The organism is Sphingosinicella soli (assembly GCF_014199685.1).
Classification (GTDB): Bacteria; Pseudomonadota; Alphaproteobacteria; order Sphingomonadales; family Sphingomonadaceae; genus Sphingosinicella; species Sphingosinicella soli.
Genome location: NZ_JACHNZ010000023.1, coordinates 1 through 23,513, shown reverse-complemented (window position 1 = coordinate 23,513; position 23,513 = coordinate 1). Strand labels below are relative to the sequence as shown.

The following is a 23,513-nucleotide window of genomic DNA, read 5'->3' as shown; positions in this document are numbered from 1 at the left end:
ACAGACAAAAGCCCTGCCACCGCTTGCGAAGGGCGGCAGCAGGGCTTCCTGCAGACTACTCAGACACCAAACTTGTAGCGAAGTTCCAGTCCGAACCAGCGCGGTTCGACATAGTGGTTGGCCACGCTGCCGAATGCCGAGCTGTCGAGCGTGTAGGTGCGGTAGAACTCCTTCCAGATGTTGTTTCCAAACGCCGAGATCGACCACCGATCGCCGATGTCGGAGATGCTGAGCCTCAGGTTTCCTGAGGCGTAGCCAGGCTCCTTGTTCACTTCGGCCGGGAACAGGCCGAAAGTGAAGTTATCGCTCCATGTCATCGCGAAATTCGCGGAAACCTTGAGCGCATCGGACACCGGCGTTTCATAATTCACCACAGCGTTGCCCGAAATACCCGGCGACTGCGGCAAGTCGGTACTGACGACTCGTCCGCTCGGCAGCTCAACGTCCTTGACCTTGCTCTTCATTGCCGACAGTCCGCTCGATATGGTGAGACCTTCGACAGGGATCACCGTTAGCTCGGCTTCCAGCCCCATAGCCGATGCGGGCTTGTTACGGATCGCCGAAACGAGATCCTTGTAAGAATAGGCCTGATAGTCCTTGTAGTCATAGATGAACCCGGAAAGGTTCAGGCGGACGCGGCGGTCGAGGAAGGAGCTTTTCAATCCGGCCTCGTAGGACAGCAGGGTTTCGCCCCCGTGCGGCGCGTCCTCGGCAATGAACGGTGTGAACGCGGGCGCGATGAAGTTCGGGCCCTTGATGCCGCGATTGAAGCCCGCATACAGCAGAACGTCGTCGTTCACCTTGTAGTTCACTTGCACCCGCGCCGCGTAATCAGTCCACTTGCGCTTCGCAAGCTCGGGATAGGTGGTCGGATTGAAGAAGAGCTCAGCGGTGGTGACGCCTGCGAATGTTTCGAGCGAATGCACGTCAGCCGTTTTCTTGTCCTCGACGTAACGCAAGCCCGCTATCAGGGTAAGGGACGGCGTGATGTCGTATTCGGCCTGACCGAACAGCGACCAGGATTTGGTCCGCATCCTTGCGTCGTAACCGCTCACGAAATCGGTGAACGAGGCGAGATGCAAGCCGTTGTTGGACCGCGTGTTCAAGTAATAAAAGCCAGTCGTCCAACGGAAATCGGCACCTTGGCCTGACAGTCTCAGCTCCTCGGAAAACTGCCGCGAACGTTGGTAATATTGGCTTTCAAACAACGGATTGGGTGAGCCATCATCATCGCTGAACGTCGTCCGGCGGTTCCAGAGCACATCGGTGATCGAAATCAGGCTGACGCCGCCCAGGTCCCATTCTATCCGGGCTTGCCCGCCGTAGAGCTTCCGATTGAACGTGCCGGCGGTGTCTGCGGACACGGCGTAGGGATTGCCGTCGGTATCCCGCCAGCCAACCGCATCGCAGCCGTTGCAGGTTCCCCACGGGTTTTCGTCGGGACCGACAAAGAGCCCGAGACCGTCAGCATCCGGATAGGCGGGGACGCCGGCGGGCGTTGTCTGTTTCTCGTTATCGTTCTTGGAGTAGCGTCCGATAAAAAGAACATTCAGGGTCTCGGATGGCTGAAAGGCAAGCTGACCACGGAAGGCGTAGTTGTTGAGCCCCTGGCCGCCATTGCCGAGGTCATTTTTTAAATAGGGCCGCCGATACGTATAGGCTCCGGCGAGGCGTGCCTGCACGTTTTCGGCTAACGGCCCGCTGATGGCGCCTTCGAGATTTGCATGACCATTCGTTCCGCCCATCACGCTGAGATAGCCGTCGAGTGTCTCTGTGGGACGCTTGCTGATGAAGTGGATGAGGCCGCCCGTGGCATTGCGGCCGAAAAGCGTTCCTTGCGGTCCGCGAAGAACCTCGACACGCTCGATATCGAACGTTGGAACGCTCTGCGCGCCCGCGAATGCGACATAGGCGTCGTCGATATAAACCGCGACGGGTGTTTCGAGGTGGTCATCGAACGAGTTCTGTGACACGCCGCGGATATTGAACACCGGGCTGGCGCTCGAATACTGGTTCATCCGAAGACCCGGTACCTGCCCGACAATATCGATCGTCTGGCGCACGCCGAGCTCTTCCAGCGCCTTGCCGCCAAACGCTGTTACTGAGATGCCGACGTCCTGAAGGTTCTGCTCGCGCCGTGAAGCCGTGACAACGATTTCATCGAACCCCCCGCTTGTTGTTTCGACCGACTCGGTGGATTGCGACGGGGCCTGATACGCGAGCGAGGTCCCCGACAACAGGCAGGCCAGTGCGCTGCCGAAAGATACGAAAGCCGTTCTTCTGGTATTGAATGACATTGCAGTTCCCCTCCCTTGATCAGTTGTTACTCGCAGAGATTTTCCAGCTGAATGTGTGCCGGGTTGTTGTTGCTGTTACTCGCTCGGGCAGATTGCTCGTGCTGCCGCGACAAAGTTTCCGGATACGCGGTAAAGGCCCTATTCAACAGCGATCGCCTCGATTTCGACCAGATATTCGGGATGCGCGAGGGCGGCGACCTGCACCACGGAACGCGCGACTTTATGCGGCTGATTCTCCGTTCCGAAGAATTCCGCATAGGCTTTTGAAAAACCCTCGAAATCCATGGTTCCACCCCTACGGGGATCGCCCGCGAGGAAGACGGTCAGCTTGACGATGTTGCCAAACCCCAGCCCGCTTGCAGACAGGATAGACTCGATTTCGCGGAACACTGCGATGCTCTGAACGCGCGTATCGATCCCAAATGTCATGGCCTCGTATGGTGCTTTTGGATCAAGCGGCGGCGGCACCTGTCCACTTAGAAGGATAAGCTTGGATCCCGGAGGAATGGTGACAGCTGCAAGAATCGGCGACTCATCCGGCCCATGGTGGCGGAGTGGCTGCGCGTGCGCCGAAAAGGCACCCAGGCCGAGCATGCCGCACAGCGCAACCAGGAAGGAGAGCCCCCGCGTCGCGCGACAACTCTTGCACGAAGAGGTTATAGGTCCGCTCGGACTGGAAGCCGGAGCAGAACCTCGCATGGCAATTGTTTCCACCCTCGTCCCCATTGCCTCATCCCCAAGCGAAAGGCAGCGCCTCTCGCACTCCATCCCGCTCAACGCGTATATACTATTCGGTTGACGCGAATACCATATGGTACATAATAGTACGTACGATGCAAGTGAAGATATATCGAGGTATCAATCTGTGCTAACAGCGTCGGAAAATTGTACGAATGGTATTACCACGCCAAATGCGGCGGCGGGCTTGAAGGGAGTTTGGTCTTGATAATCCATGTTGACGCTTCGACTCCTCCATCGCTTGAGGATGCCGAGAACTTTCGCGCCTTCAAGGTGGAATGCGCCTCCGACCGGAACGACTGCTCGGACGCCTTCGCCGAAGTGGGACGGCTCGACGGCGATCACCTCTGGGTCGACCCGGTTTGGCTGCGCAGCCAAGGGCGGCCAGACGCGGACTGGGTGACGGGCCTTCAAAAGATGATCGACTATGCAGCAAGTGCGGGCTGGGTTGATCAGGCTGGTGCCATCCGCGCCCACATCGACGACGTCAGGGGCTGAAACGTCGTGCTGCCTTCCATCGACAATGCAGCTTTCAGGCGCGTTCTCGGGCACTATCCCACGGGAGTGTGCGCGATCACGTCGGTTTACGACGGCAAGCCTGCCGCAATGGTTGTAGGTTCATTCTCGTCGGTTTCTCTCAATCCGCCTTTGGTCGGTTTCTTTCCGGACCGGGGCTCGACGAGCTGGCCGAAAATCCGGTCGTCGGGGCGCTTCTGCGTGAACGTGCTGGCCTCCGATCAACAGGGCGTCTGCAAGGCACTTGCCTCGAAATCGGACGATAAGTTCTCGGCCGTCGGCTTTCGGCTGTCGGACCGGGGCACGCCTGTCCTCGATGATGTCGTAGCGTGGATCGATTGCGATCTCCATGCCGTCGGGGATGCCGGGGATCACCATATGGTGCTCGGGCTCGTAAGGGACCTCGAAACTGGAAGCCGCCGGGACCCGCTCGTCTTCTTTCAGGGCGGATATGGACAGTTCGCGCCTCTGAATTTCGAGAGTGCCTGAAGGATCGAACTCGCAAGGATGATGTCATGCGCAAGGATTTGAAATTTTATATCGACGGCCAGTGGGTCGATCCCGCGGGCGGCCGCGTGATCGAGGTCATCAATCCCGCGACCGAAGCTGCCGCGGGCGTGGTCGCACTTGGTACGGCGGAAGACGCGGACAGGGCGGTGAAAGCCGCGCGGCAAGCGTTTGGTGCTTATTCCCGCGTATCGGTCAAGGATCGCCTCGCGCTGTTCGACAGGATCATCGACTCCTATCAGAAACGCATGCCCGACCTTTCCCGGGCCATGACGGACGAGATGGGCGCGCCGGTCTGGTTGTCCCAACAAATGCAGTCGGTTCTCGGTCTCGTCGCCTTCCAGAACGCGCGCGAGATACTCGCCCGCTATTCCTTTTCTCATCTGCAGGGGACAACGCGCATCATCAAGGAGCCGATCGGCGTCTGTGCGTTGATCACACCTTGGAACTGGCCGGTCAATCAGATTTGCGTGAAGGTCGCACCCGCGCTTGCCGTAGGCTGCACGATGGTTCTGAAGCCATCGGAAATCTCGCCTTTTTCGGCAACGATATTCGCCGAAATCATGGACGAGGCTGGTGTTCCGCCCGGCGTCTTCAACCTCGTGCACGGGGATGGGCCGGGCGTGGGCGCGGCGATGAGCGTGCACCCGGATGTCGATGTGGTCTCCTTTACCGGATCGACGCGTGCCGGCGTCGAGATCGCGCGGTCGGCGGCGCCCACGGTGAAACGCGTACTTCAGGAACTTGGCGGGAAATCAGCCAACATCATCCTGCCTTCGGCCGATCTTGAAACCGCTGTTTCCGGCGGAGTCGCGATGATGATGATGAACACCGGGCAGAACTGTAACGCACCAAGCCGCATGCTGGTGCCCGCAGCGAAAATGGATGAAGCCAAACGTATCGCAAAACGCGCGGCCGAAGATCAGGTGCCCGGTCCGCCCGACAGTAACGCCAAGATGGGGCCGGTCGTGTCCGAGACGCAGTGGACCAAGATACAGAAGCTGATCGAGATCGGCATCGCTGAGGGCGCGACGCTTGTGGCGGGTGGTGCTGGCAGGCCCGAGGGCCTGGAGACAGGATATTACGTGAAGCCGACGGTGTTTGCGGACGTCACAAATGACATGGCGATTGCACGCGACGAGATCTTCGGCCCGGTGCTTACGATTCTCGGTTACGATAGTGTCGAACAGGCGATCGAGATCGCGAACGATACGCCTTACGGGCTTGCCGGTTATGTGCAGGGGAAGCATGAGGAAGCCGAAGCCGTTGCGGCCCGGCTACGCGCCGGACAGATCATGTTGAACGGCGCGGATTACGACTTCAACGCACCCTTCGGCGGCTACAAGCAATCCGGAAACGGCCGGGAATGGGGCGAGTATGCGTTCATTGATTTCCTTGAGTACAAAGCGGTGATCGGGGCCGTTCCTGTTCCACAAGCTGCGGACTGATGCGCCGTGCGCCCTGGGGCCGGCCGCAGCCCTTGCGAAATCCCTTCCCGACTAAGCTTTTCGAGTCGACGGCTTCTTGCGGGTTGTCGAATAGCAAACGACGTTCAGAGCATAGACGGCCATTTTGTCTGCGAGTTGCTCCGGTGACAGTCTGCCGTCGGGACGGTACCAGCGGTGAACCCAGCGCACCATGCCGCTGATCGCAAGGGATGCGAGCATGGGATCATCGACTTCGAAGATCCCGGCCTTCGCACCTTCCGCAATAAGATTCGCCAGTTTTTTATCGAAAGCATGATGGCGCGCGCGCAGGTTTTTCTGGGATGCTTCCGACAGGTTTCTTTCTTCGTTGAGAAATATGGTCGTTATGTCCGTGCTGCGAATATTCTCCAGTACATAATAACGGGCAAAGGCCTTCAGTCTCTCTTCCGGTGGGGATTTGATCGCAATGACCTGTTCCGCGCCAATGAGGATATTGTCGGCAGCGCGCTGGAATATTTCCTCAAGAAGCGAGTCCTTATTTTTGAAATAGGTGTATATGAACGGCTTGGTGACCTTCAGTTTTTTGGCGATTTTATCGATGCTGACGCCCTGAAATCCGTGTTCCGCGAAGAGAGGCACGGCTTCATCTAGAATCCGTTCCCGTTTGAATTCCCTGACTTCGTCTTTCATGGCCAAGCGTACCCCTGATCCCATCAACAACCTGAGAACCCCGTCAATAGCCTCTCTCACAAGAGGCTGTCTATACCGAAGGTAGAATCTTATACTATAGAGTCCGAAAATCGCGCCCTTCGGCGGAATTCAGTGTTGGCCTCCCCCCCTGGCGACAGCGTGCTCGTGCAAGGTCGTCAAGGGTTTCCGAAAAATAATATAGGTACCAATATATACTATGTGGTATTTTCATGGTACTGAGAATCATATATTGAGTGTAGGGTATTCTCGGGCTTCGATCTGTGTCTCGGTGGGTGCCCACTATGGGCACGCGGAGGGAAGCAATGGAAATGTGGGAGGGTGAGTTGGACAATCTCGATGGTGGTGCCGTTGTCCCTGCTTTGGTACCGTGCACCGCAGCAGAGCAGGCGGCTGGCGAGTCCGTGGTCAATTGCACGCCCTCCCTCGTTTTGTCGAGCATTGAAGAACTTCTCGACGAGGCGATGAACGGCAGGATGTTCATCCTCGTTGATGATGAAAATCGCGAAAACGAGGGCGATCTTGTCCTTCCGGCGCAAATGGTGACGCCGCAGGCGATCAACTTCATGGCGAAGTATGGGCGGGGCCTTATATGCCTCGCCCTCGAAGCAGAGCGCTGTGATCAACTGGGCCTTCCGTTGATGGCGCGTGAGAACGGAACGGCTTTCGAGACCGCGTTCACGGTCTCGATCGAAGCGCGCGAGGGTGTGGACACAGGCATTTCCGCCATTGACCGCGCAAAAACAATTTCCGTCGCGATTTATTGCGACGATCCGGCGGAAGCGCTCGTGAGTCCCGGTCATGTATTTCCGCTGCGTGCCCGGCCGGGTGGCGTTTTGGTACGCGCTGGACACACCGAGGCGGCGGTTGATATCGCACGGCTCGCGGGCCTCAATCCCTCTGGTGTGATTTGTGAGATCATGAGCGAGGATGGCACGATGGCCCGGCTGCCCGAGCTTGTAAGATTTGCTCAGAGGCACGGGCTGAAGATAGGGACCATCCGAGACCTGATTGCTTACCGATGCCGGCACGATCATATGGTGGAAGCGTGCGGCGATGCGTCCTTGACGAGTAAGTGGGGCGGTAACTGGGAGGCAAGGAGCTTTGCAAATCGGGTGAGTGGCTCAACTGCTGTTGCCATGATTCTGGGGAATCTCGATGCGTTGCGGCCGGCGCTTGTGCGCATGCACGCGCTTGACGTGATCGCCGATGCATTCGGATCTGAACAGCGGCGCAGCAGCGACCTGCTGCAACGGTCAATAGAGGCGATTGTCGCGAACGGCTCGGGCGTGATCGTACTCCTCGGTCAGTCCTCGCCAGATGCCGTAAGGGGACTCATGCATTCGTACGCCGATAAGGGTGGCCGTTCGGGAATGGGGCACCTGCGTGACTATGGATTCGGGGCGCAGGTTTTGACCGAACTCGGCATTCATGAGATTGAACTGCTTACGAATTCGGACGGAACGCCTGTGGCGCTGGAAGGCTACGGCCTCTCGATTAAGGCAAAGCGCTGCCTCAAATGATCCTGGCGCGCCAATGGGTTCTACCTTGCCGTCAGGGCTCGGTGGCACGTACGTCGGCTTTCTGTCCTGTCGTGCCGTACATCATGCCGGCGCGATCCTGAGGTGGATTCACCATAGGCGTATCGGCCAGCGGCCCGGCGGTGAGTAAGCCCCCGTCCACCGTAAGACATATTCCCGAGACAAATGCGCTCTCGGTGCTCGCCAGATACAGCGCGGCGTGCGCAATATGCTCAGGTTCGCCTCTGAACGGCAGCGGCTGTGACGAACGCATAACCGCATCTGCCCGGTCAGGTTTTCCGCGATGCATCAAGGGTGTGAAAACAACGCCGGGGCATATCGTGTTAACACGAATACCATGGTTTCCCAGCTCCAGTGCGGCTGATTGCCCAAGGCGGATCACGGCGGCCTTGGACGCAGAATAGACCAATGCGCCTGAGCCTGAGGTGAGGCCGGCAAGCGATGCAGTGTTGATGATCGAGCCGCCTTCGTTCTGGCCGATCATAATTCTCGCCGCATGTTTGATTCCGAGAAAGACGCCCCGTGTGTTGATCGCGAAGGTGCGGTCCCAGTGATCGGCATCGATCTCGGTGATTGCACCGAAAGCACCTTCGATGCCTGCGTTGTTGAACATAATATTGAGATGTCCGAAGGATTTGACGCAGGTTTCGACGAGCGCCTTGATGTCCGCTTCATCAGAAACATCGCATCGCAGGAAGGTCGTGCGATCGCTATATCCTCTGGCCGCCATTTCGTTGAGGAAAACAGTTCCCTGTTCTTCGTTGAGATCGCCGACGACAACGTTGGCGCCGTGCTCGAGAAACAGCTCGGCGGTCGCGCGGCCTATCCCGCTCGCTCCGCCCGTAATCACGGCTGATGCACCCGCCAGTCGGTTCATTGCGTCCTCCTTTCATAGCTGCTGCGCGCGTTTCGTTCATGGTTGGATCGACACTTCGCCCTTGACTCGCTCTTTCGGCAGATTTAGTAAAGGGTACTATTCAGTAGATTTCCATACTAAATGGAAATTCTCATATTGTCCGGATAGCAGCTCCTAGGAAAAACCATGCACGGAACGATGAATAAGATTACCACGCAGCACCTGATCGGTGGCCGTTGGCAGGCGGGCGAAGGTCCGAACACGATAACGATATTTGATCCGGCGACCGGCCGCCCCGTCACTGATATGGTGGAATCGTCGCTCGATCAGGCCGATGCAGCAATTGAGGCCGCCGCAGCAGCTTTTCCGGCATGGTCCGCGCTTTCCATCACGCGCCGCGCAGATATCGTTCTTCAGATGAAAGTCCTCGTGGACAGAAACGTCGATGAGCTGGCCCATCTGCTAAGCCTCGACAACGGCAAGACGCTGACTGAAGCCCGCGCTGAGGTCGGTCGGGCGGCCGAAGCCATTGCGGGTGCGGCCGGGGCTCCCGGAATCTATCACAGCCAGTGCGGTAACATCGCCCCCAATCTGGATGCACGCCGCGTTCGGATACCTCTCGGAGTCTGCGTTGCGATCACGCCGTTCAACTTTCCGGTGATGAATCCCAGCATGTTCGCTGCATGGTCGATCGTGTGTGGCAACACGCTCGTTCTGAAGCCCTCCGAACAGACGCCCATGATCACCAACATGCTGTTTGATCTGTTTCGACAAGCGGGTGTTCCCGACGGCGTTCTCAACATTGTTCACGGTGGCGTTGCACTCGGCGAGCGACTGGTCTCACATCCAAAGGTCGCTGCGGTTTCGTGCATAACGTCCTCGCCGGTCGCAAAGGCAATCTATGCGAACGGGACTGCCCACGGAAAGCGTGTGCAGGCCAATGGCGGTGGCAAGAATCCCTTTGTTGTTCTTGCTGACGCGGATCTTGACAAGGCGGCAGAAGGAATTGCTGACGCGGCGTTCGGCATGTCCGGGCAGCGGTGCCTTGCGGCGAGCCGCTGTATCGTGGTGGGAGATGTCTACGATCGCTTTCTGGACAAGCTCGCGGCGAAGTCCCGTGAATACGTGCTCGGTGGTGGGCGTCATCCCGGAGTGACCATGGGGCCGGTCGTGTCAGCGGGTAGCAAGGCGCGTGTGATCGCTGCAATTGAAAATTCGGTGCGGAGCGGGGCTACGCTCGTTCTGGACGGGCGGGCGCATTCGGTGGTCGGAGGTGAAGATGCAGCGGGGGGCTATTTCGTAGGCCCAACAATCGTCACGGGTCTCTCCTCGAAGGATCCGGTCGACTGCCAAGAGGTGTTCGGGCCGTTCCTTGTCGTACATAAGGTTGCTTCGTTCGACGATGCGATCGCGATGGCGAACGACACGGAGTTCGGCAATGCCGCCGCGATTTATACGTCCAATGGTTCCAGTGCACGTGCCTTTGAGATGGCGTGCAGGGCAGGCAACATTGGCGTGAATACATTTCCGGCGCCGCCGATGAATTTCCAGATGGGCGGCATAGGCGCATCATTTTACGGCGATATCCATGTTCTCGGGGACGGCTACATGTTGTTCTATACCGACCATAAGGTCGTTGTCAGTCGTTGGTGATTATGCCGGTCGTCTAAGCTGAGCATGACCTCGACGTGCCTGGGACGGCGCGATGGGGTGTTTACCCCTTGTAAACTTGCTGGTTCACGCGAGTGGGCTGTCCGCCGCATTGTGCCTCTACACTTCAAAGGGGTGTCTTTTGGCACGATAACAAAGGGTTCGAAAATATACTAAAAGGTATTGACAGAATATTGTCGGTATAACATTCTATTTCCGTTGGTTCGCGCTCGCCGTCCGTTGGAATGTTGGCGGCGCAGCCACATCTTTGCGGGAAGAATAAGCATCCAAAAGTGATGCGGATAACCGGAACAATGGAGGGATTAATGGGGATCTACGGGAGTACTGGGCGCTGGGCAGGGGCATGCAGTCGAGCAGCGCTCCTCGCGGTGATGGCGCCCAATCTTGCTTACGCACAGACTGCGGAATCAACGGGCAACGAGAGCGACGCGAACGAAGCGATCGTTATTACTGCGGAACGCAGAAATTCGACTGCGATCGAAACGCCGATCACGCTTACCGTTCTTTCAGCCGGTCAATTGCAGGAAACCGGCGCGACCGGTGTCCGCGATTTGTATACCGTTACGCCCGGTCTGAGACTCGATCAATTCGGGTCCAATATATTGCCCGCCATTCGTGGCGTCAGTACGACGGCTAGCGGTGTAGGCGTATCGCCTAACGTCGCGGTTTATTTGGACGGATTCTATCTGCCGAATCCGGCCTCGCTCAACTTCGAGTTTCCTGACATCGAGAACGTTCAGGTGCTCAAGGGGCCGCAAGGGACACTCTTCGGCCGCAACGCGACTGGCGGCGCGATCCTGATGAAGACGCGTGACCCCGGGTCGACACCCGAAGGGCAGGCCACGCTGGGATACGGAACGTACGATGAGAGGGTCGCGAACGCCTTTGTCAGCGGACCGCTCGCGGACCGCCTCTATGCAAGCGTTGCAGTATCCTATCGTTCCACGGACGGTTACACGCGGAATATCGTGACTGGCGAAAAGGACGGTTATTACGAAGGATGGTACATCCGCGGCAAGCTGAGGTTCGAAGCGACCGACTGGTTGAATTTCAACCTGCGCGCGGAACATGGTGCGATCGACGATCCCATTACTTGGGTTTTTCGAAATGGTGCGGGCAACGATCTCGCATCCGCATTGAACCCCGATGCGATCATCACCAGCGAGCGCTACAAGAGCTCGGCTGATATAAAAACGATCGGCAGAAAGCGCCTCGACGGTATCTATCTGTCAGCCGATGCTGATCTTGGCTTTGCAACGCTGACATCTTACACTGGCTATCAGGACGAGTATAATGTCAATCAGTTCGATTTCGATGGTTCCGATCAGGCGCTGGTGAACTTCAGATACGATCTCGATCTGACAACCTTTACGCAGGAATTGATACTGGCCGGCGAAACGGGATCGCTGGAATGGTCGACTGGCGCGTTCCTGCTCGCCAAGAACGACAAGATGCCTTTCATGAGGATCAACGGCGCCACCTTGCTGCGCGACAGCGTCAAGACCGATGCCTATGCCCTGTTCGCGGACGGCACGTACAACCTCGTGTCCGATCTTTTCGTTACGGCGGGCATCCGCTACAGCCACGAAAAGAAGACGTTCAAATTCGGCGGTGCGACCGGTCCACTGGTGAGCACGGACAAGACCTGGGAAAGCTGGACGCCGCGGTTCGTGCTTCGATATCAGTTCGATAACAACACCAGTGCATTCGCGTCCTATGCGAAGGGCTTTGCTGCGGGCATCTATTCGGCATTTACGCCGGCGCTAGAACCTGCGGACCCCGAGAAGCTCGATGCCTTCGAGGTGGGGTTCAAACACAGCCGTTCCGGTTTCTCGATCGATCTATCGACGTTCTTCTACAAGTATAAGGACATGCAGTTCGTCAGCTATACGACGACGGAAACGGGGGTGGTATCTGCGCTTCGCAACGTCGGCCGGGCGGAAACCTATGGTCTCGAGGCAGCTGCCAGTGTCGATCTTACGGATTCGCTCACGTTTCGTGTAAACGGTGCTTACACGCACGGTGAATACAAGGAATTTCCGGGCGCAGTCGGCTATGACCCGGTTCCCAGCGGGGGGTGGACAACAGTTCCTGTTGATGCTTCAGGCAATCAGATGTTGCGTACCCCGCGCTGGAGCGGAAACCTTGCCCTAGTCTACAAGCAGGCGCTTGCAGGAGGTGAGCTTCAGCTCGGGACGAACCTTTTTCTGACCAGCAAAATATATCATGATCCGGCAAATCAATTCAAGATCAGCGGTTATCATCTTCTCGATGTCAACGTCAGCTGGACCACGGGAGATGGTAACTGGACGTTTGCGGTAACCGGTAAAAATGTTACTGACAAATACTATATCAACTACTGGGATCCCACGTCAGCGGCATTGCTGGTGAACGATGGCATACCGGCAACCGTCCGAGGAACCATTACGCGGCGCTTTTAGGGCTGTGACCAGTCTCACCGGGTGATATGGCCGAATTTTTGGCGTTGAGGCCTTGAATTGCTTTGGCTACTCGGCCGGTGTTGGTTTCCAGCTTGCCGGGCCCCGATCGGGGCCCGGCAAAATCTGATCCAGAAAGTCGTTTTCAGGACAGCCTAACGCGGGCCGGAACGACCGCCATGTTGGCGAGAGTGTCAGGCCGCCCGAACGGACTTCTCGACCCTGATGTCGGCTTCATTCCGACGTGCTTGGGCAAAGTCATAGGCGGTCTGCATCCGCAGCAGCGTATCCGCCTTCACGCCAAAGGCCTTCTCGAACTGAATCGCCATATCGGCGGAGAGACCAGTATCGCCGTTGAGCAATGTACTCAGAGCCTGCCGTGAGACGCCAAAATGCTCTGCCAGCGCGGTCACACTGACTCCCGCAGGCTCAACGATTTCCGTCTTCAGCCAGTCGCCGACATGGACGGTAAGCGTTGGATGGATCTTAAGCGCCATGAGAATCCTCCAGATCCATATCTATGAGCGCACCTTCGGCATTCACACTGAGGGTGAGCCGCCAGTTTCGCGTCACGGTCATCGACCAGCAACTCTTCGGTCCCCGGTCAGTTCATGCAAGCGGAAGTTTGGCGGCCCCGACGGCTCAGTCAAACTCTCCGCTGCATCGATGAAGACAGGCATCTTGCGGAGCGGTCCCGCCTCTCCCACCAAGGCTTTCGCATTGCCCGTTTCAAAGAAGCGCCGAAGGCCCTTATGCCTGATGCTCACGATTTGCATACATATTGATATGTTGGAAAATGCGAAAATGTTAAGTGTTGCTTGACGGATGCCGTTTGATGTTCGTAGTTTGAAGGTTCTGCTCTTTGCAAGGCCGATGCAGCCTTTGGGGAAAGCAACGGCCTGACCGAAAATTCTCAATGGCGCGAACACAATTCTGGAGTAGGGGAGAATAGGGCGGCAGAGCGCGTGCAAACCCGCCGAGTATCCAGCCGAACCTGGCAAGGATCATCGACCGCGATAGGGCTCGCACGCGACGCCGTCACCGTCCCGGTCGAGATGGGGCCCGTACCCGGTCTCGCCGATGCGGATCGGCGCTGCGCCCGCGGCGCGCGCCTCGGTGCAGTTTCGGTAGGCCCCGCCCGAGGCGCCGAACAGCCGGGAAGGCGTTTCGGACCGAGGCGATGCGGACGGCCGGTGACAGTGATAGTCGCCGGTCTTGCGGTTGGTGTGGCAGCCCTCGGCATTGAGGCCGCCCGGATGCGAGAACGCAGGGGCGGGCGCAAGCGCAAGGCAGAGGATCGCGAGATAGCGCATGTCCGCTCCCGATGATGCGTTCGACCGAGCGTGACACCGCCTGCATTAATATCGCGTTTCCCTGTGATGACTTGACCTTGCCGTGCGTTTTTCGGATCGAACCGGGCGCGCGAGGCACGGTCGACGGGTCGCGGAATCTGTCATGGCCCGCATTGCCGCATGGTGAGGCGAAGCGCAGGAGAGGGGGCAGGCAGATGGCGTCGTCGATGCTGAGCGACTGGGAACTCTGGGCTGTCGCGAGGCGGTTCATCGAAGAGCATGGCGACATGGCTGCGGGCCATGCGAGCCTGAAAGCCGCGGCGCTTGAAGCGCAAGGCGACACGCGGGGGCGGGATGTCTTCCTCGCGGTTGCGGCCAGGATCAACCAGCTGGGATCGTCCGGTACCCGGCACTAACGGCTAGAAGCCGGCATCCTCGAGACTGACCGCGCGGGCGCGGATGGCCGGTTCCAGGAACGTCTCCCCGGCAGGCGGGGCGAAGCCGAGCCTGCGCGCGACCAGCCAGAGCGCGAGACGCAGTTCTTCCTGCGGCTCATTTGCAATTGCCGTTAATAAAGATGAAATACCGCGCTCGTATTCGGCAGTCGACAGGCTTGTGATGTCCAATCGGCCAAAGTGCTCGGCAATGATGGTGTCTGCTACCATCGGGCCTCCACGAGACTTCAAGCGTCTATTTAGATCCCGCGTACCTTAACGGCAAGTTAAAGCAGGCCCAGTGTCTTGAAGCTTTGGGTGCCGCCTTCGCCGACGACCACATGGTCGTGGAGGTGAATGCCCAGAACGCGCGCTGCGTCGCGGACATGGTTCGTAAGCTGGATGTCGTCGCGGCTGGGCTGGGGATCGCCCGAGGGATGATTGTGCACGAGGATCAGCGCCGTGGCGCCGAGATCGAGCGCGCGGTGGATCACCTCACGGACATAGACGGGGGCCTGGTTGACCGTACCGACGCCCATTTCCTCGTCGGCGATCAGCGCATTGCGCGAATTGAGGAACAGCACCCGGAAATGCTCGCGGCGGCTGTGTCCGAGGCTCACATGCAGATAATCGAAAAGCGCCTGCCAGCCTGAAAGAATATTGCCGTGCGTCAGTTCCCGATACAGCGCGCGTTCAAGGCTCTGCGCGACCGTCGCCAGGATGTCGAGCCCTTCAGGGGGAACCCCGAGCTTGATGAGCGTCGACGGCGCGCTCGTCAGCACGCGCGGGTAGTTGCCGCGCTCCGCAATCAGCTTTCCAGCGAGGCTGTCGGCTTCGCGGTTCGGCATGACGAAGCCGAGCAGATGCGCAAGCAGGGCCCGGTCCGCGTCCGGCCCGTGGGCGCGGTCGCAGGTAAATGGTACGTTCCTGACATCAGACAAACTTCTCACGGCACGTCTCCCAGAAACTCCAGGACGTGGCCGCGCAAATGTCGTCCTCGGTACCGGCCGGATTGTTCCAGCTCACCGCCGGCAAAGCTCCGGCGAGGTATCCTCTATTGCGCGGTTTCAGCAGTACCCCGACTGTCGAACCGGTCGTTCTCAATCATTCCGGACGCAGATTTCCTGACGCAGTGCGCGTTCGGCGACGGACCTGAACCAGCCCTCCCTCCGCAAGATTACCAGCATGGCGCGCTCCTCCTCGATTTGTTCTGTGTGCGATTGTATGCGTTCGAGAAGACAAGATCATATCTTACCCGTATCGATTCGCGAGTGGAGATTTTTACAGGCGCCATACCTGCAATTGCTTCGATGGAACCCGTGCTGATAACGCGCATTTGGGCGCGATTACACGATCTTTGTTCACGCGATATTGGTCGAAGCCTGAAACGGACGCGAAGACTGCAGTGATCAGCAGCGCGTGATCGTTATGACCGAAAGCCTGTCGAAGCCGATGCGCTGCCCCGTGACGCGGACGCTGTGCCCGACAAGCGCTTCTGCGCTTCGCGGCGCATCGAGTTGCCAGGTTCCGCCGCCGTCGCGCGACAGAACGAGGCCCGTGGGACTGTGCAGAAGCACTCCGCTCTCCTGGCGGGTTCGCGGCATCATCGCGCGCAGCGCCGGTAGGCGCCTTTCGAATAGCGCAGCCATTCGAGGACGGCCCCGCCTGCGATCAAGCGGCACGCAAGATCGCTGCCGTCCTCAAGCGCGCAGGCGGCGGCAGTCCGGTTTCCGTTCGCCCCGCCGTGCGAACGGCAGGCAAGCGCGGGGGCGTCGGTCAGCACAACATGGCCTGTTGGCGCCGTGCCTGTTTCCGCCGGGCGCAATAGCGTGATGAGCGCATCTCTCGCCGCCGCCGGTGCCATGTCGGGGCAGGGGTGGCCGGGGCGGCAGGTGCCGTCCATCTCGCGCGCGGCGATACCGTGTATCCGGACGCGCGGGCCTTCCGCGCACCAGATCGGGCCGTCGGCGTCCCAGACCCGCACAGGCGTACAGGTAAAGGCCTCGCCCGCCGGCACGACGAGCGCAGCAGCGGCAAGCACAAGCGCGATCATGTCCGGTGTCCCGACGTTGCAAATCGCCCCTGGCGCCGGCGCCGACAGAGGGTTTGACGGGTCTTCATATGGTGTTTCCGCCGCACCGGCTGACTCTGTATGTCCATTTCCAGATCTGACATCAGACCGCGACGCGGGCGTCAACAGGCAAACCTGCGCGCTGCGAGGCGCGGCGGCGAGAGCGATACGCGGCGTGCTGCGCGCGGGGTCCGCCTCCAAACCGGCCACGTCTCGAATCCGCGGGGCCCTGAAAAACGAAAAAGGGGCCGCGCGGGAAGCGCTGCCCCTTCGCCGTCAGGACAGGAGGCTGCCCTTAGAAGCGGAACAGCACGCCGACGACGCCCTGGTTGTTGATGACGTCGTCTTCGAAGTTCACGTGGTTGAACTCCGCCCGGAGCGCGGCATTGCCGCTGATCGCGGTCTCGACGCCGCCGCCGAAGCGCACGCCGTCGCCCCAGGCGCTGATGCCGCCGCCGCTGATCTTGTTGCGCTGATAGCCGACGCGGCCGTAAAGGCCCGTCGCATCATTGATCTTGAAACCGACGCGCGCGCTCGCGCCCCAGCCCCACTTCGCCTCGATGCCCGCAGCATCGGCGGTGTTGAGGTCGATATTGCCTTCCAGGCCGACGAAAGCGGCGCCGAGGGGCAGGTCATAGCCGACAAAACCGGTGAGGCCGGCGCCGCTTGCGCCCAGGCCTTCAAGGGGGCCGGAACCGTTCACGTTGTCGAGTGTCGCGCCGAGACCGGCATAACCACCGTTGAACATCTCCGCGGACGCGGGCGACACGACAGCGAGCGCCGCGAGCGACGCCAGAACGAGCTTCTTCATTTGAATGTGTACCTTTATTTGAATCAACGAACATTGCCGCCGTGCGAGACTGTATTTTTTATCCAGCGGCGGCGGGGAAATAGGAAGCGCCGCAACATGCGACAAGACTGTAATGTCTTTGATCTAAAGCGATAAATTTGTGTGTTGCAGATTTACGACACATCGACCGAGCATGCCGATTGGATAGATATTTAAGTATATCGGGCCAATTTTGATAAATCTCCCGGTATTCCGCGAAGTCAAGTGCGGCATGTCTTCGCGCTTTCTATGAAGTTGTTTGCACCTCACCCGAGTCCAGAGATGTGTCGTCAAGAAAAATCGCGCGTGACTACGGAAAATATACTTCCTGCGCTCCGGACGTTGCCCGGGCCGAATGTCGACCCCTCTTAAAAGAGCAGCGGCGTTCCGTCCGCCTGCGACGCGGCGAAGTTCGAGACGGTCACGCCCACAAGCCGTATGCCTTTGTGCGTCGGCAGCACGCTGCGGATCAGCGCAAGGCTGGTTTCGCGCAGACGTTCGCGGCTCGCGACCGGCACGGACGTGCTGCGGCTGCGCGTGACCTGCGTGAAATTCTCGTACTTCACCTTGACTGTCACGGTGCGTCCGAACGCCTGCGTTTTCTCGCACCACGCCCAGACGGCATCCGCCTGTCCGAGCACACCGGTCTCGATCTCTGCGCTGTCGGTGAGATCGCGCGCGAACGTCGTCTCGCTGCCCGAGGACTTGCGCACGCGGTCGGGATCGACGGGCCTATCGTCTTCGCCGCGCGCGATGGCGTGATACCACTGCGCCGAACTCCCGAAATGCTGACTGAGAAAGCCGACGGATTTCTCGCGTAAGTCGCGGCCGGTTTCGATGCCGAGCCGCTTCATCTTTGCCGCCGTCACCGGACCGATGCCGTGAAAGTGCGCGACGGGCAGTGTTTCGACCCATGCCGCACCCATCTCGGGCGTCACCGCGAACTGGCCGTTCGGCTTGCGCTGGTCCGACGCGAGCTTTGCAAGAAACTTGTTGTAGGAGACGCCCGCCGATGCGGTGAGTCCGGTTTCGGCGTGGATACGCGCGCGGATGTCCTTTGCTGTCTCCCACGCCGTCGCGATGCCGCGGCGGTTCGCGGTCACGTCGAGATAGGCCTCGTCGAGCGAGAGCGGCTGGATGAGATCGGTATAGTTGGCGAAGATGGCGTGTATCTGCTTCGAGACGGCGCGGTACACCTCGAAGCGTGGCGGCACGAAGGTGAGTTCGGGACATCGCCGGAGCGCCGAGACCGACGGCATCGCCGAACGCACACCGAACGTGCGCGCCTCATAGCTCGCGGCCGCAACGACGCCGCGCGCCGCGCCGTGCCCGACCGCGACCGGCTTTCCCTTGAGCGTGGGATCATCGCGCTGCTCGACCGACGCAAAGAAGGCGTCCATGTCGATGTGGATGATCTTGCGGACCGTGCTCACGTGGTACGTTTAGCGCGTCAGGAACAGATTGTGAACATGGCGCCGGCGCATGGACGTTTGCAATCCTGCGCACGTCGTCGTCGAAGCTGACGGAAACGAACGGCTGTCTTTCCAACGCCGGGCGTGATTTTGCGGCGCGCAGTCGCGGCGGTTTTTTTCGGCGGGTCGCAAACGCCCATGTCTGTTTGCGACTCTGGTCCCGGGCCTGACGTCGGTCAATCTGCGGACACCCTCACGGTTGGAGCCGACGCTGATGAGCGAGAACACCCGCAGCCGCGTTGCCGCGATCAGCAGCGCGAGCCCGTTTCTGAACACGCGCCAGGCCGCGCATTATCTCTGCGTGTCGGTGCGTCATCTCGAGCGGCAGCGACGGTGCGGCGCCGGGCCGCGCTTTCGCAGGCACGGCCGCTTCGTCTTCTATCATATCGACGACATCGACAGCTGGTCGCGCGCGAGCGCCGGCGCCGGTCGCGATGGCCGGGGCGATGACCGGGGCTGAGGACTGCCGCGGCGTCCGGCACGCGGCCCGGTGCGGTACGGCACGGTCCCGGCGCGTCCGTCTCCGCGCGCTCATGCTCGCGGGGCTCGGCGGCGGTCTTCTCCTCACGCTCGTGTGTCCGCCGCGTCCACGGCTCGTCTGGAACGTCTCGGCGAGCGCGCCGGTCGGCCTCTATGCGATCGGCGGGCGCGATGCGATCGCTGCGGGCGATATGGTGCTCGCGCGAGTGCCGGCGCGGTGGCGCGGGCTTGCCGCGGAGCGGCGGTATATTCCCGCGAACATCCCTCTCGTGAAGCGGGTCGCGGCCAAAGACGGGGACAAGGTCTGCGCGGAGGGCGGAACTGTGGTCGTCAACGGGGTACGGCGTGCTGCGCGGGCCGCCCGCGACAGCCTCGGCCGTCCAATGCCGTCGTGGAGCGGCTGCGTGACGCTTCGCCGCGGCGCGTATTTTCTGCTCATGGACGATCCCGCCTCGTTCGACGGGCGTTATTTCGGGCCGACCCTGCACGGCGACATCATCGGCGAGGCCTGGTCCCTGTGGTCCCGGTGAGGATCGTGATCGCGGGTCTGATGCTGGTGGCAGCGCCCCCGCACGCAAGCGCGCACGCGGATTCCCTCTCACGGTGGCGGCCGCATATCGAGGCGGCCTCAGCGCGTTTCGGGGTTCCGGCGGAATGGATCGAGCGTGTCATCGAGGCGGAGAGCGGCGGACGGACGACGCTGAAGGGCCGCCTGATCGTCAGCCGCGCCGGCGCAATGGGGCTGATGCAGCTGATGCCGGGAACCTGGGCCGAGATGCACGCGCGCCTGCGGCTCGGGGACGACCCGCATCATCCGCGCGACAATATCATGGCGGGCACCTTCTATTTGCGGCTCATGTACGACCGCTTCGGCTATCCGGGCCTGTTCGCCGCCTACAATGCCGGGCCGCGCCGCTACGCGCAATATCTGCGGCAGGGACGCCCGCTTCCCGCTGAAACACGCGCCTATTTCGCGTCGCTCGTTCGCCCCGGACCCGCGCGACCGCGTTCGGTCGCAGGCACGCGCCTGTTCCACATGAACGCGCGATCCGCCTGCGCGGGAAACACGAACACGCTCTTTTTCGGGTGTCCGGGCAGGCTCGCTGCCGAGGCATCAGATTCGGCCGGCACCGGCACGCTGGCGCCAGACATGCGGTCTGCGAATTAAGCAGCAAAGCGTGATGGTGTGATGCCGGTCCGTGTTTGGTGATGGGACGATGTCGCCTGTTCAGGGAGACCGGTCGTGAGTCCCGTCTCAACGCGGACGGCATTTCGTGCGTGCTTGCCTTGCCGAGGTGGGGGGGAACGTACCCGATACGCGCTGTCCGCGTCATTCAGGAGGGCGCGGCAGGCGGCAATATCGGTACGCATGTGTTCGCGCGTGAGGGTGTGAAACGGCTCACCGGGTGCGCGAGCGCGAAGCGGCGCTCACGGCATATGCTCAGTATGCTTGCGCGCCCATCGATCGGCCGCCAATCCAATGCTGCCCAGCACGGTCATGATCAACAAGCGGAGACGCGCCGCGGCCTATTTCGGGCCGCGCGCGTCGCGGTTCTTGATCGGGCCTTCCCCGTGTCCGCGGGGGTGGGCGGCGCTCACCGCTGGGCGCGGCCCGGCGCGCGCCAAGCCGGGCCTTGCGGCCCGGCGCCTCCACATGCGTTCCGGCCCTTCGGGTGACGCGCGCCTCGCCGGCCGCGCCCTCTGGATCGCGCGTCGCCGCCCACCTCCCGCGTCCGGGGGGAGGCCCCGCGGGCTTTTGGGGGCGGCGATGGGAGGACCGTCATGCATCAGCCGTCTCGCCGCAGCGACCGCCGCACGCGCGCGGCGCCGCGCGCCGCGCGCGCCGACCTTTATGAGGACGTCACGCGCCGCATCATCGCCCAGCTTGAAGCCGGACGCGTCCCGTGGGTGCGGCCTTGGGAGGCAGGCGGCGTCGCGCCGGGCCTGCCGCGCAACGCGCTTACAGGGCGACCCTACAGCGGCATCAATGTGCTCATTCTCTGGAGCGCGGTCGCCGAGAACGGCTGGCCATCGCAGGCGTGGCTGACCTTCCGTCAGGCGCTCGCCGCAGGCGGCAGCGTCCGCAAGGGCGCGCGCGGGACGTGCGTCGTCTATGCCGACCGCTTCACGCCCGAAGCCGAGGCGGAGAAGGCGCAGGCGCGGGGCGAAGAGGCGAAGACGATCGCGTTCCTCAAACGCTTCACCGTGTTCAACGTCGAGCAGTGCGAGGGCCTCCGCGCGGACCTCGCGCCCGATCCCGCGCCGCTTGCCGATGACGAAATCGTGCCCCACGCCGAGGTGGTGATTGCCGCGTCGGGCATCGATGTGCGCATCGGGGGATCCCGCGCCTTCTATGCGCCCGGCGAAGATTTCGTGCAGCTGCCGCCGAGGCATGCCTTCCGCGAGTGCGTCAACTTCTACAGCGTCGCGCTCCACGAACTCACGCACGCGACCGGGCACAAGACGCGGCTTGACCGGCAGATCCTCAACAGCTTCGGCAGCAAGGATTACGCTCGTGAGGAACTCGTCGCCGAAATGGGCAGCGCCTTCCTCTGCGCCGCGCTCGGCATCGCGCCGACCGTGCGCCACGCCGATTACCTTGGCGCATGGCTCGACGTGCTGCGCGCCGACAATCGCGCGATCTTCCGCGCGGCAAGCGCCGCGAGCAAAGCCGCCGACTGGCTGCTCGCCCGCCGCGCCGACAGCGAAGGCGGCGCGGTATGATCACGCTTCCCCATGCGCTGCATTTTGCGCTCCGCGCCAATGCCGTCACCGCCCGCATTTGCGAAGAACGCGGCGAACGCTTCGACCCGCTGCCCGTGCTCAAACTGTTCTCGCCGCTCGGCGCGGCGACATGGATCGCGACCGAACTTTACGATGACGGCGACACGCTCTTCGGGCTTGCCGACCTCGGCTTCGGCTGCCCGGAACTGGGTACGTTTTCGCTGCGCGAGATTGCCGCCGTCCGTCTGCCGTTCGGCCTCACCATCGAACGCGACATCGCCTTTACGCCGCGCGCGCCGCTCTCGGTCTGGGCCGACACCGCGCGGCGCTGCGGCTCGATCATCGCGGCCGAGCAGGCGCTCCGCCGTATCCCGATGCCGCCGGGCAAACCGCTTCCGCCTTCCTGCGGATGACGTGCGGCGCGTTTCGCCGCGATCAACCGGTCCCGCCCGCCTGCGCTTTGGATTTGAGCAATCAGGCGGAACCGGCGCTCACAAGGAGTAGTCCCATGAAACTCGACTTCATCGACCTTGGCAAGCTGTCGATCAGCAAGGCCAATATGCGCTGCGCGAAGACATTGCCCGACGTTTCCGACATATTGCCGACGCTCCGCGCGCGCGGCGTCATCGTGCCGCTTCTCGTCCGCCCGGGCGCGGTAGAGGGTGATTATGAGATCGTCGCGGGCGCGCGGCGCTACATCGCCGCGCGGATCATCGCGAGGGAAACCGGCGAGGCCGAGCCGCTGCCCTGCGCGATCCTCGAGGACGGCGATGATGCCGACGCGCTCGAGGCCTCGCTCATCGAGAATGTCGCGCGCCGCGACGCCGACGCGGTGACGCAGTGGGAAACCTACACGCGGCTCGTCCGCGAAGGCCGCTCGCCCGCCGACATCGCGGTGACCTTCGGGCTTCCCGAACCCGGCGTCCGCCGCATCCTCGCGCTCGGCAATCTCTTGCCGCGCATCCGCGACCTTCACCGCAAGGACGCGATCGATGCCGCGACCGTCCGCCACCTGACGCTCGCGAGCAAGGCGCGCCAGAAGGCCTGGCTCGCACTGTTCGACGACGGTGACGCGTGGTGCCCGACCGGTCATCAATTGAAGGACTGGCTCTTCGGCGGCGCGGCGATCAAGGCGGAGCACGCGCTGTTCAATGTCGAAGCATCGGGGCTCGCGCTCATTACCGACCTTTTCGGGGAGGACCGCTACTTCGCCAACAGCGACGCGTTCTGGCAGCATCAGGACGCGGCGATCGCGGCGCGCAGGGACGCCTATCTTGAGGACGGCTGGAGCGATGTCGTCGTCCTGCCGCGCGGCGAACATTTCTCGGTGTGGGCGCACCGCAAGGCCGCGAAGCGCAGGGGCGGACGCATCTATGTCGAGGTGCGACGCAGCGGCGAGGTGACGTTCCACGAGGCCTATGTGTTTAGTCCCTCGTTTTGATGGTGCGGTTCTCTGATAAACCGTTTTGGCTGCTCGGACCATATTTTGCAGACATATTCATATGGGGTGAG

General features: G+C 61.0%; 25 protein-coding genes. 13 read left to right on the top strand and 12 right to left on the bottom strand.

Annotated features, from left to right (window positions below):
* Positions 1-59 precede the first annotated feature (59 nt).
* Together GGQ98_RS10845 and GGQ98_RS10840 are read right to left on the bottom strand one after the other, a co-directional pair.
* Positions 60-2,297: a TonB-dependent receptor gene (locus GGQ98_RS10845; RefSeq protein ID WP_184069347.1), complete on the bottom strand. Its 2,238-nt coding sequence runs from the start codon at positions 2,295-2,297 to the stop codon at positions 60-62.
* A gap of 138 nt (positions 2,298-2,435) precedes the next feature.
* Positions 2,436-2,891 (bottom strand): RidA family protein, encoded by a 456-nt coding sequence (locus GGQ98_RS10840; protein WP_184069345.1) that lies wholly within the window; start codon positions 2,889-2,891, stop codon positions 2,436-2,438.
* Positions 2,892-3,239: 348 nt separating this feature from the next.
* Between GGQ98_RS10840 and GGQ98_RS10835 the strand changes: the two genes are divergently transcribed.
* Genes GGQ98_RS10835 through GGQ98_RS10825 form a run of 3 tightly spaced genes read left to right on the top strand, consistent with a single transcriptional unit; the run spans position 3,240 to position 5,506 of the window.
* Positions 3,240-3,533, top strand: coding sequence for a hypothetical protein (locus GGQ98_RS10835; protein ID WP_184069342.1), 294 nt, complete (start codon positions 3,240-3,242; stop codon positions 3,531-3,533).
* Between the two features lie 6 nt (positions 3,534-3,539).
* On the top strand, positions 3,540-4,040 hold the full coding sequence (locus GGQ98_RS10830; RefSeq protein ID WP_184069340.1) for a flavin reductase: 501 nt from the start codon (positions 3,540-3,542) through the stop codon (positions 4,038-4,040).
* A 26-nt stretch (positions 4,041-4,066) separates the two neighbouring features.
* Positions 4,067-5,506 carry an aldehyde dehydrogenase family protein gene (locus GGQ98_RS10825; RefSeq protein WP_184069338.1) on the top strand — a complete coding sequence of 480 codons (1,440 nt, stop codon included), beginning with the start codon at positions 4,067-4,069 and terminating at the stop codon, positions 5,504-5,506.
* Between the two features lie 51 nt (positions 5,507-5,557).
* Here the strand turns inward: GGQ98_RS10825 and GGQ98_RS10820 are convergent, their stop codons facing one another.
* Complete coding sequence (locus GGQ98_RS10820) at positions 5,558-6,175, bottom strand: TetR/AcrR family transcriptional regulator (protein WP_184069336.1); 618 nt, start codon at positions 6,173-6,175, stop codon at positions 5,558-5,560.
* A gap of 422 nt (positions 6,176-6,597) precedes the next feature.
* Here GGQ98_RS10820 and ribB point away from each other — a divergent pair, with 422 nt between their 5' ends.
* Positions 6,598-7,716: a 3,4-dihydroxy-2-butanone-4-phosphate synthase gene (gene ribB, locus GGQ98_RS10815; protein WP_341534196.1), complete on the top strand. Its 1,119-nt coding sequence runs from the start codon at positions 6,598-6,600 to the stop codon at positions 7,714-7,716.
* A 31-nt stretch (positions 7,717-7,747) separates the two neighbouring features.
* Here the strand turns inward: ribB and GGQ98_RS10810 are convergent, their stop codons facing one another.
* The gene (locus GGQ98_RS10810; RefSeq protein WP_184069334.1) at positions 7,748-8,611 is read right to left on the bottom strand and encodes an SDR family NAD(P)-dependent oxidoreductase; all 864 of its coding nucleotides are present in this window, start codon (positions 8,609-8,611) and stop codon (positions 7,748-7,750) included.
* A 165-nt stretch (positions 8,612-8,776) separates the two neighbouring features.
* Between GGQ98_RS10810 and GGQ98_RS10805 the strand changes: the two genes are divergently transcribed.
* Positions 8,777-10,243, top strand: coding sequence for an aldehyde dehydrogenase family protein (locus GGQ98_RS10805; protein ID WP_207791355.1), 1,467 nt, complete (start codon positions 8,777-8,779; stop codon positions 10,241-10,243).
* A gap of 389 nt (positions 10,244-10,632) precedes the next feature.
* Positions 10,633-12,702, top strand: a complete 2,070-nt coding sequence (locus GGQ98_RS10800; protein WP_184069332.1) for a TonB-dependent receptor — start codon at positions 10,633-10,635, stop codon at positions 12,700-12,702.
* A gap of 191 nt (positions 12,703-12,893) precedes the next feature.
* Here GGQ98_RS10800 and GGQ98_RS10795 read toward each other — a convergent pair whose 3' ends face one another.
* Both GGQ98_RS10795 and GGQ98_RS10790 read right to left on the bottom strand, forming a co-directional pair.
* Positions 12,894-13,196 (bottom strand): HigA family addiction module antitoxin, encoded by a 303-nt coding sequence (locus GGQ98_RS10795; RefSeq protein ID WP_184069330.1) that lies wholly within the window; start codon positions 13,194-13,196, stop codon positions 12,894-12,896.
* A gap of 507 nt (positions 13,197-13,703) precedes the next feature.
* Positions 13,704-14,012, bottom strand: a complete 309-nt coding sequence (locus tag GGQ98_RS10790; RefSeq protein WP_184069328.1) for an excalibur calcium-binding domain-containing protein — start codon at positions 14,010-14,012, stop codon at positions 13,704-13,706.
* Between the two features lie 194 nt (positions 14,013-14,206).
* On the opposite strand from GGQ98_RS10790, the gene GGQ98_RS10785 reads away from it, so the two are divergent.
* Positions 14,207-14,407, top strand: a complete 201-nt coding sequence (locus tag GGQ98_RS10785; RefSeq protein ID WP_184069326.1) for a hypothetical protein — start codon at positions 14,207-14,209, stop codon at positions 14,405-14,407.
* Positions 14,408-14,410: 3 nt separating this feature from the next.
* On the opposite strand, the gene GGQ98_RS10780 is transcribed toward GGQ98_RS10785, so the two are convergent.
* The 6 genes from GGQ98_RS10780 to dinB all read right to left on the bottom strand — a co-directional run bounded on the left by GGQ98_RS10780 (position 14,411) and on the right by dinB (position 18,758).
* The gene (locus GGQ98_RS10780; RefSeq protein ID WP_184069324.1) at positions 14,411-14,656 is read right to left on the bottom strand and encodes a hypothetical protein; all 246 of its coding nucleotides are present in this window, start codon (positions 14,654-14,656) and stop codon (positions 14,411-14,413) included.
* 56 nt (positions 14,657-14,712) lie between these two features.
* Positions 14,713-15,375 carry a RadC family protein gene (locus tag GGQ98_RS10775; protein WP_184069322.1) on the bottom strand — a complete coding sequence of 221 codons (663 nt, stop codon included), beginning with the start codon at positions 15,373-15,375 and terminating at the stop codon, positions 14,713-14,715.
* Between the two features lie 459 nt (positions 15,376-15,834).
* Positions 15,835-16,002 carry a DUF5818 domain-containing protein gene (locus GGQ98_RS10770; RefSeq protein ID WP_341534194.1) on the bottom strand — a complete coding sequence of 56 codons (168 nt, stop codon included), beginning with the start codon at positions 16,000-16,002 and terminating at the stop codon, positions 15,835-15,837.
* Positions 16,003-16,028: 26 nt separating this feature from the next.
* Positions 16,029-16,478: a hypothetical protein gene (locus tag GGQ98_RS10765; RefSeq protein WP_184069320.1), complete on the bottom strand. Its 450-nt coding sequence runs from the start codon at positions 16,476-16,478 to the stop codon at positions 16,029-16,031.
* 313 nt (positions 16,479-16,791) lie between these two features.
* Positions 16,792-17,307 carry an outer membrane beta-barrel protein gene (locus tag GGQ98_RS10760; RefSeq protein ID WP_184069318.1) on the bottom strand — a complete coding sequence of 172 codons (516 nt, stop codon included), beginning with the start codon at positions 17,305-17,307 and terminating at the stop codon, positions 16,792-16,794.
* 386 nt (positions 17,308-17,693) lie between these two features.
* Positions 17,694-18,758 (bottom strand): DNA polymerase IV, encoded by a 1,065-nt coding sequence (dinB, locus tag GGQ98_RS10755; RefSeq protein ID WP_184069316.1) that lies wholly within the window; start codon positions 18,756-18,758, stop codon positions 17,694-17,696.
* A gap of 253 nt (positions 18,759-19,011) precedes the next feature.
* Here dinB and GGQ98_RS10750 point away from each other — a divergent pair, with 253 nt between their 5' ends.
* The 6 genes from GGQ98_RS10750 to GGQ98_RS10725 all read left to right on the top strand — a co-directional run bounded on the left by GGQ98_RS10750 (position 19,012) and on the right by GGQ98_RS10725 (position 23,442).
* Positions 19,012-19,257, top strand: a complete 246-nt coding sequence (locus GGQ98_RS10750; protein ID WP_184069314.1) for a helix-turn-helix transcriptional regulator — start codon at positions 19,012-19,014, stop codon at positions 19,255-19,257.
* The gene (locus tag GGQ98_RS10745; RefSeq protein WP_184069312.1) at positions 19,244-19,807 is read left to right on the top strand and encodes a S26 family signal peptidase; all 564 of its coding nucleotides are present in this window, start codon (positions 19,244-19,246) and stop codon (positions 19,805-19,807) included. The genes GGQ98_RS10750 and GGQ98_RS10745 overlap by 14 nt, the downstream gene beginning before the upstream one ends.
* A gap of 20 nt (positions 19,808-19,827) precedes the next feature.
* Positions 19,828-20,445 (top strand): lytic transglycosylase domain-containing protein, encoded by a 618-nt coding sequence (locus GGQ98_RS10740; protein ID WP_184069413.1) that lies wholly within the window; start codon positions 19,828-19,830, stop codon positions 20,443-20,445.
* A 614-nt stretch (positions 20,446-21,059) separates the two neighbouring features.
* On the top strand, positions 21,060-22,001 hold the full coding sequence (locus tag GGQ98_RS10735) for an ArdC family protein (protein ID WP_184069310.1): 942 nt from the start codon (positions 21,060-21,062) through the stop codon (positions 21,999-22,001).
* On the top strand, positions 21,998-22,414 hold the full coding sequence (locus GGQ98_RS10730) for a DUF2958 domain-containing protein (RefSeq protein WP_184069308.1): 417 nt from the start codon (positions 21,998-22,000) through the stop codon (positions 22,412-22,414). Before GGQ98_RS10735 ends, GGQ98_RS10730 begins: the two co-directional genes overlap by 4 nt.
* Positions 22,415-22,509: 95 nt before the next feature.
* Positions 22,510-23,442: a ParB/RepB/Spo0J family partition protein gene (locus GGQ98_RS10725; protein ID WP_184069306.1), complete on the top strand. Its 933-nt coding sequence runs from the start codon at positions 22,510-22,512 to the stop codon at positions 23,440-23,442.
* Positions 23,443-23,513 lie beyond the last annotated feature (71 nt).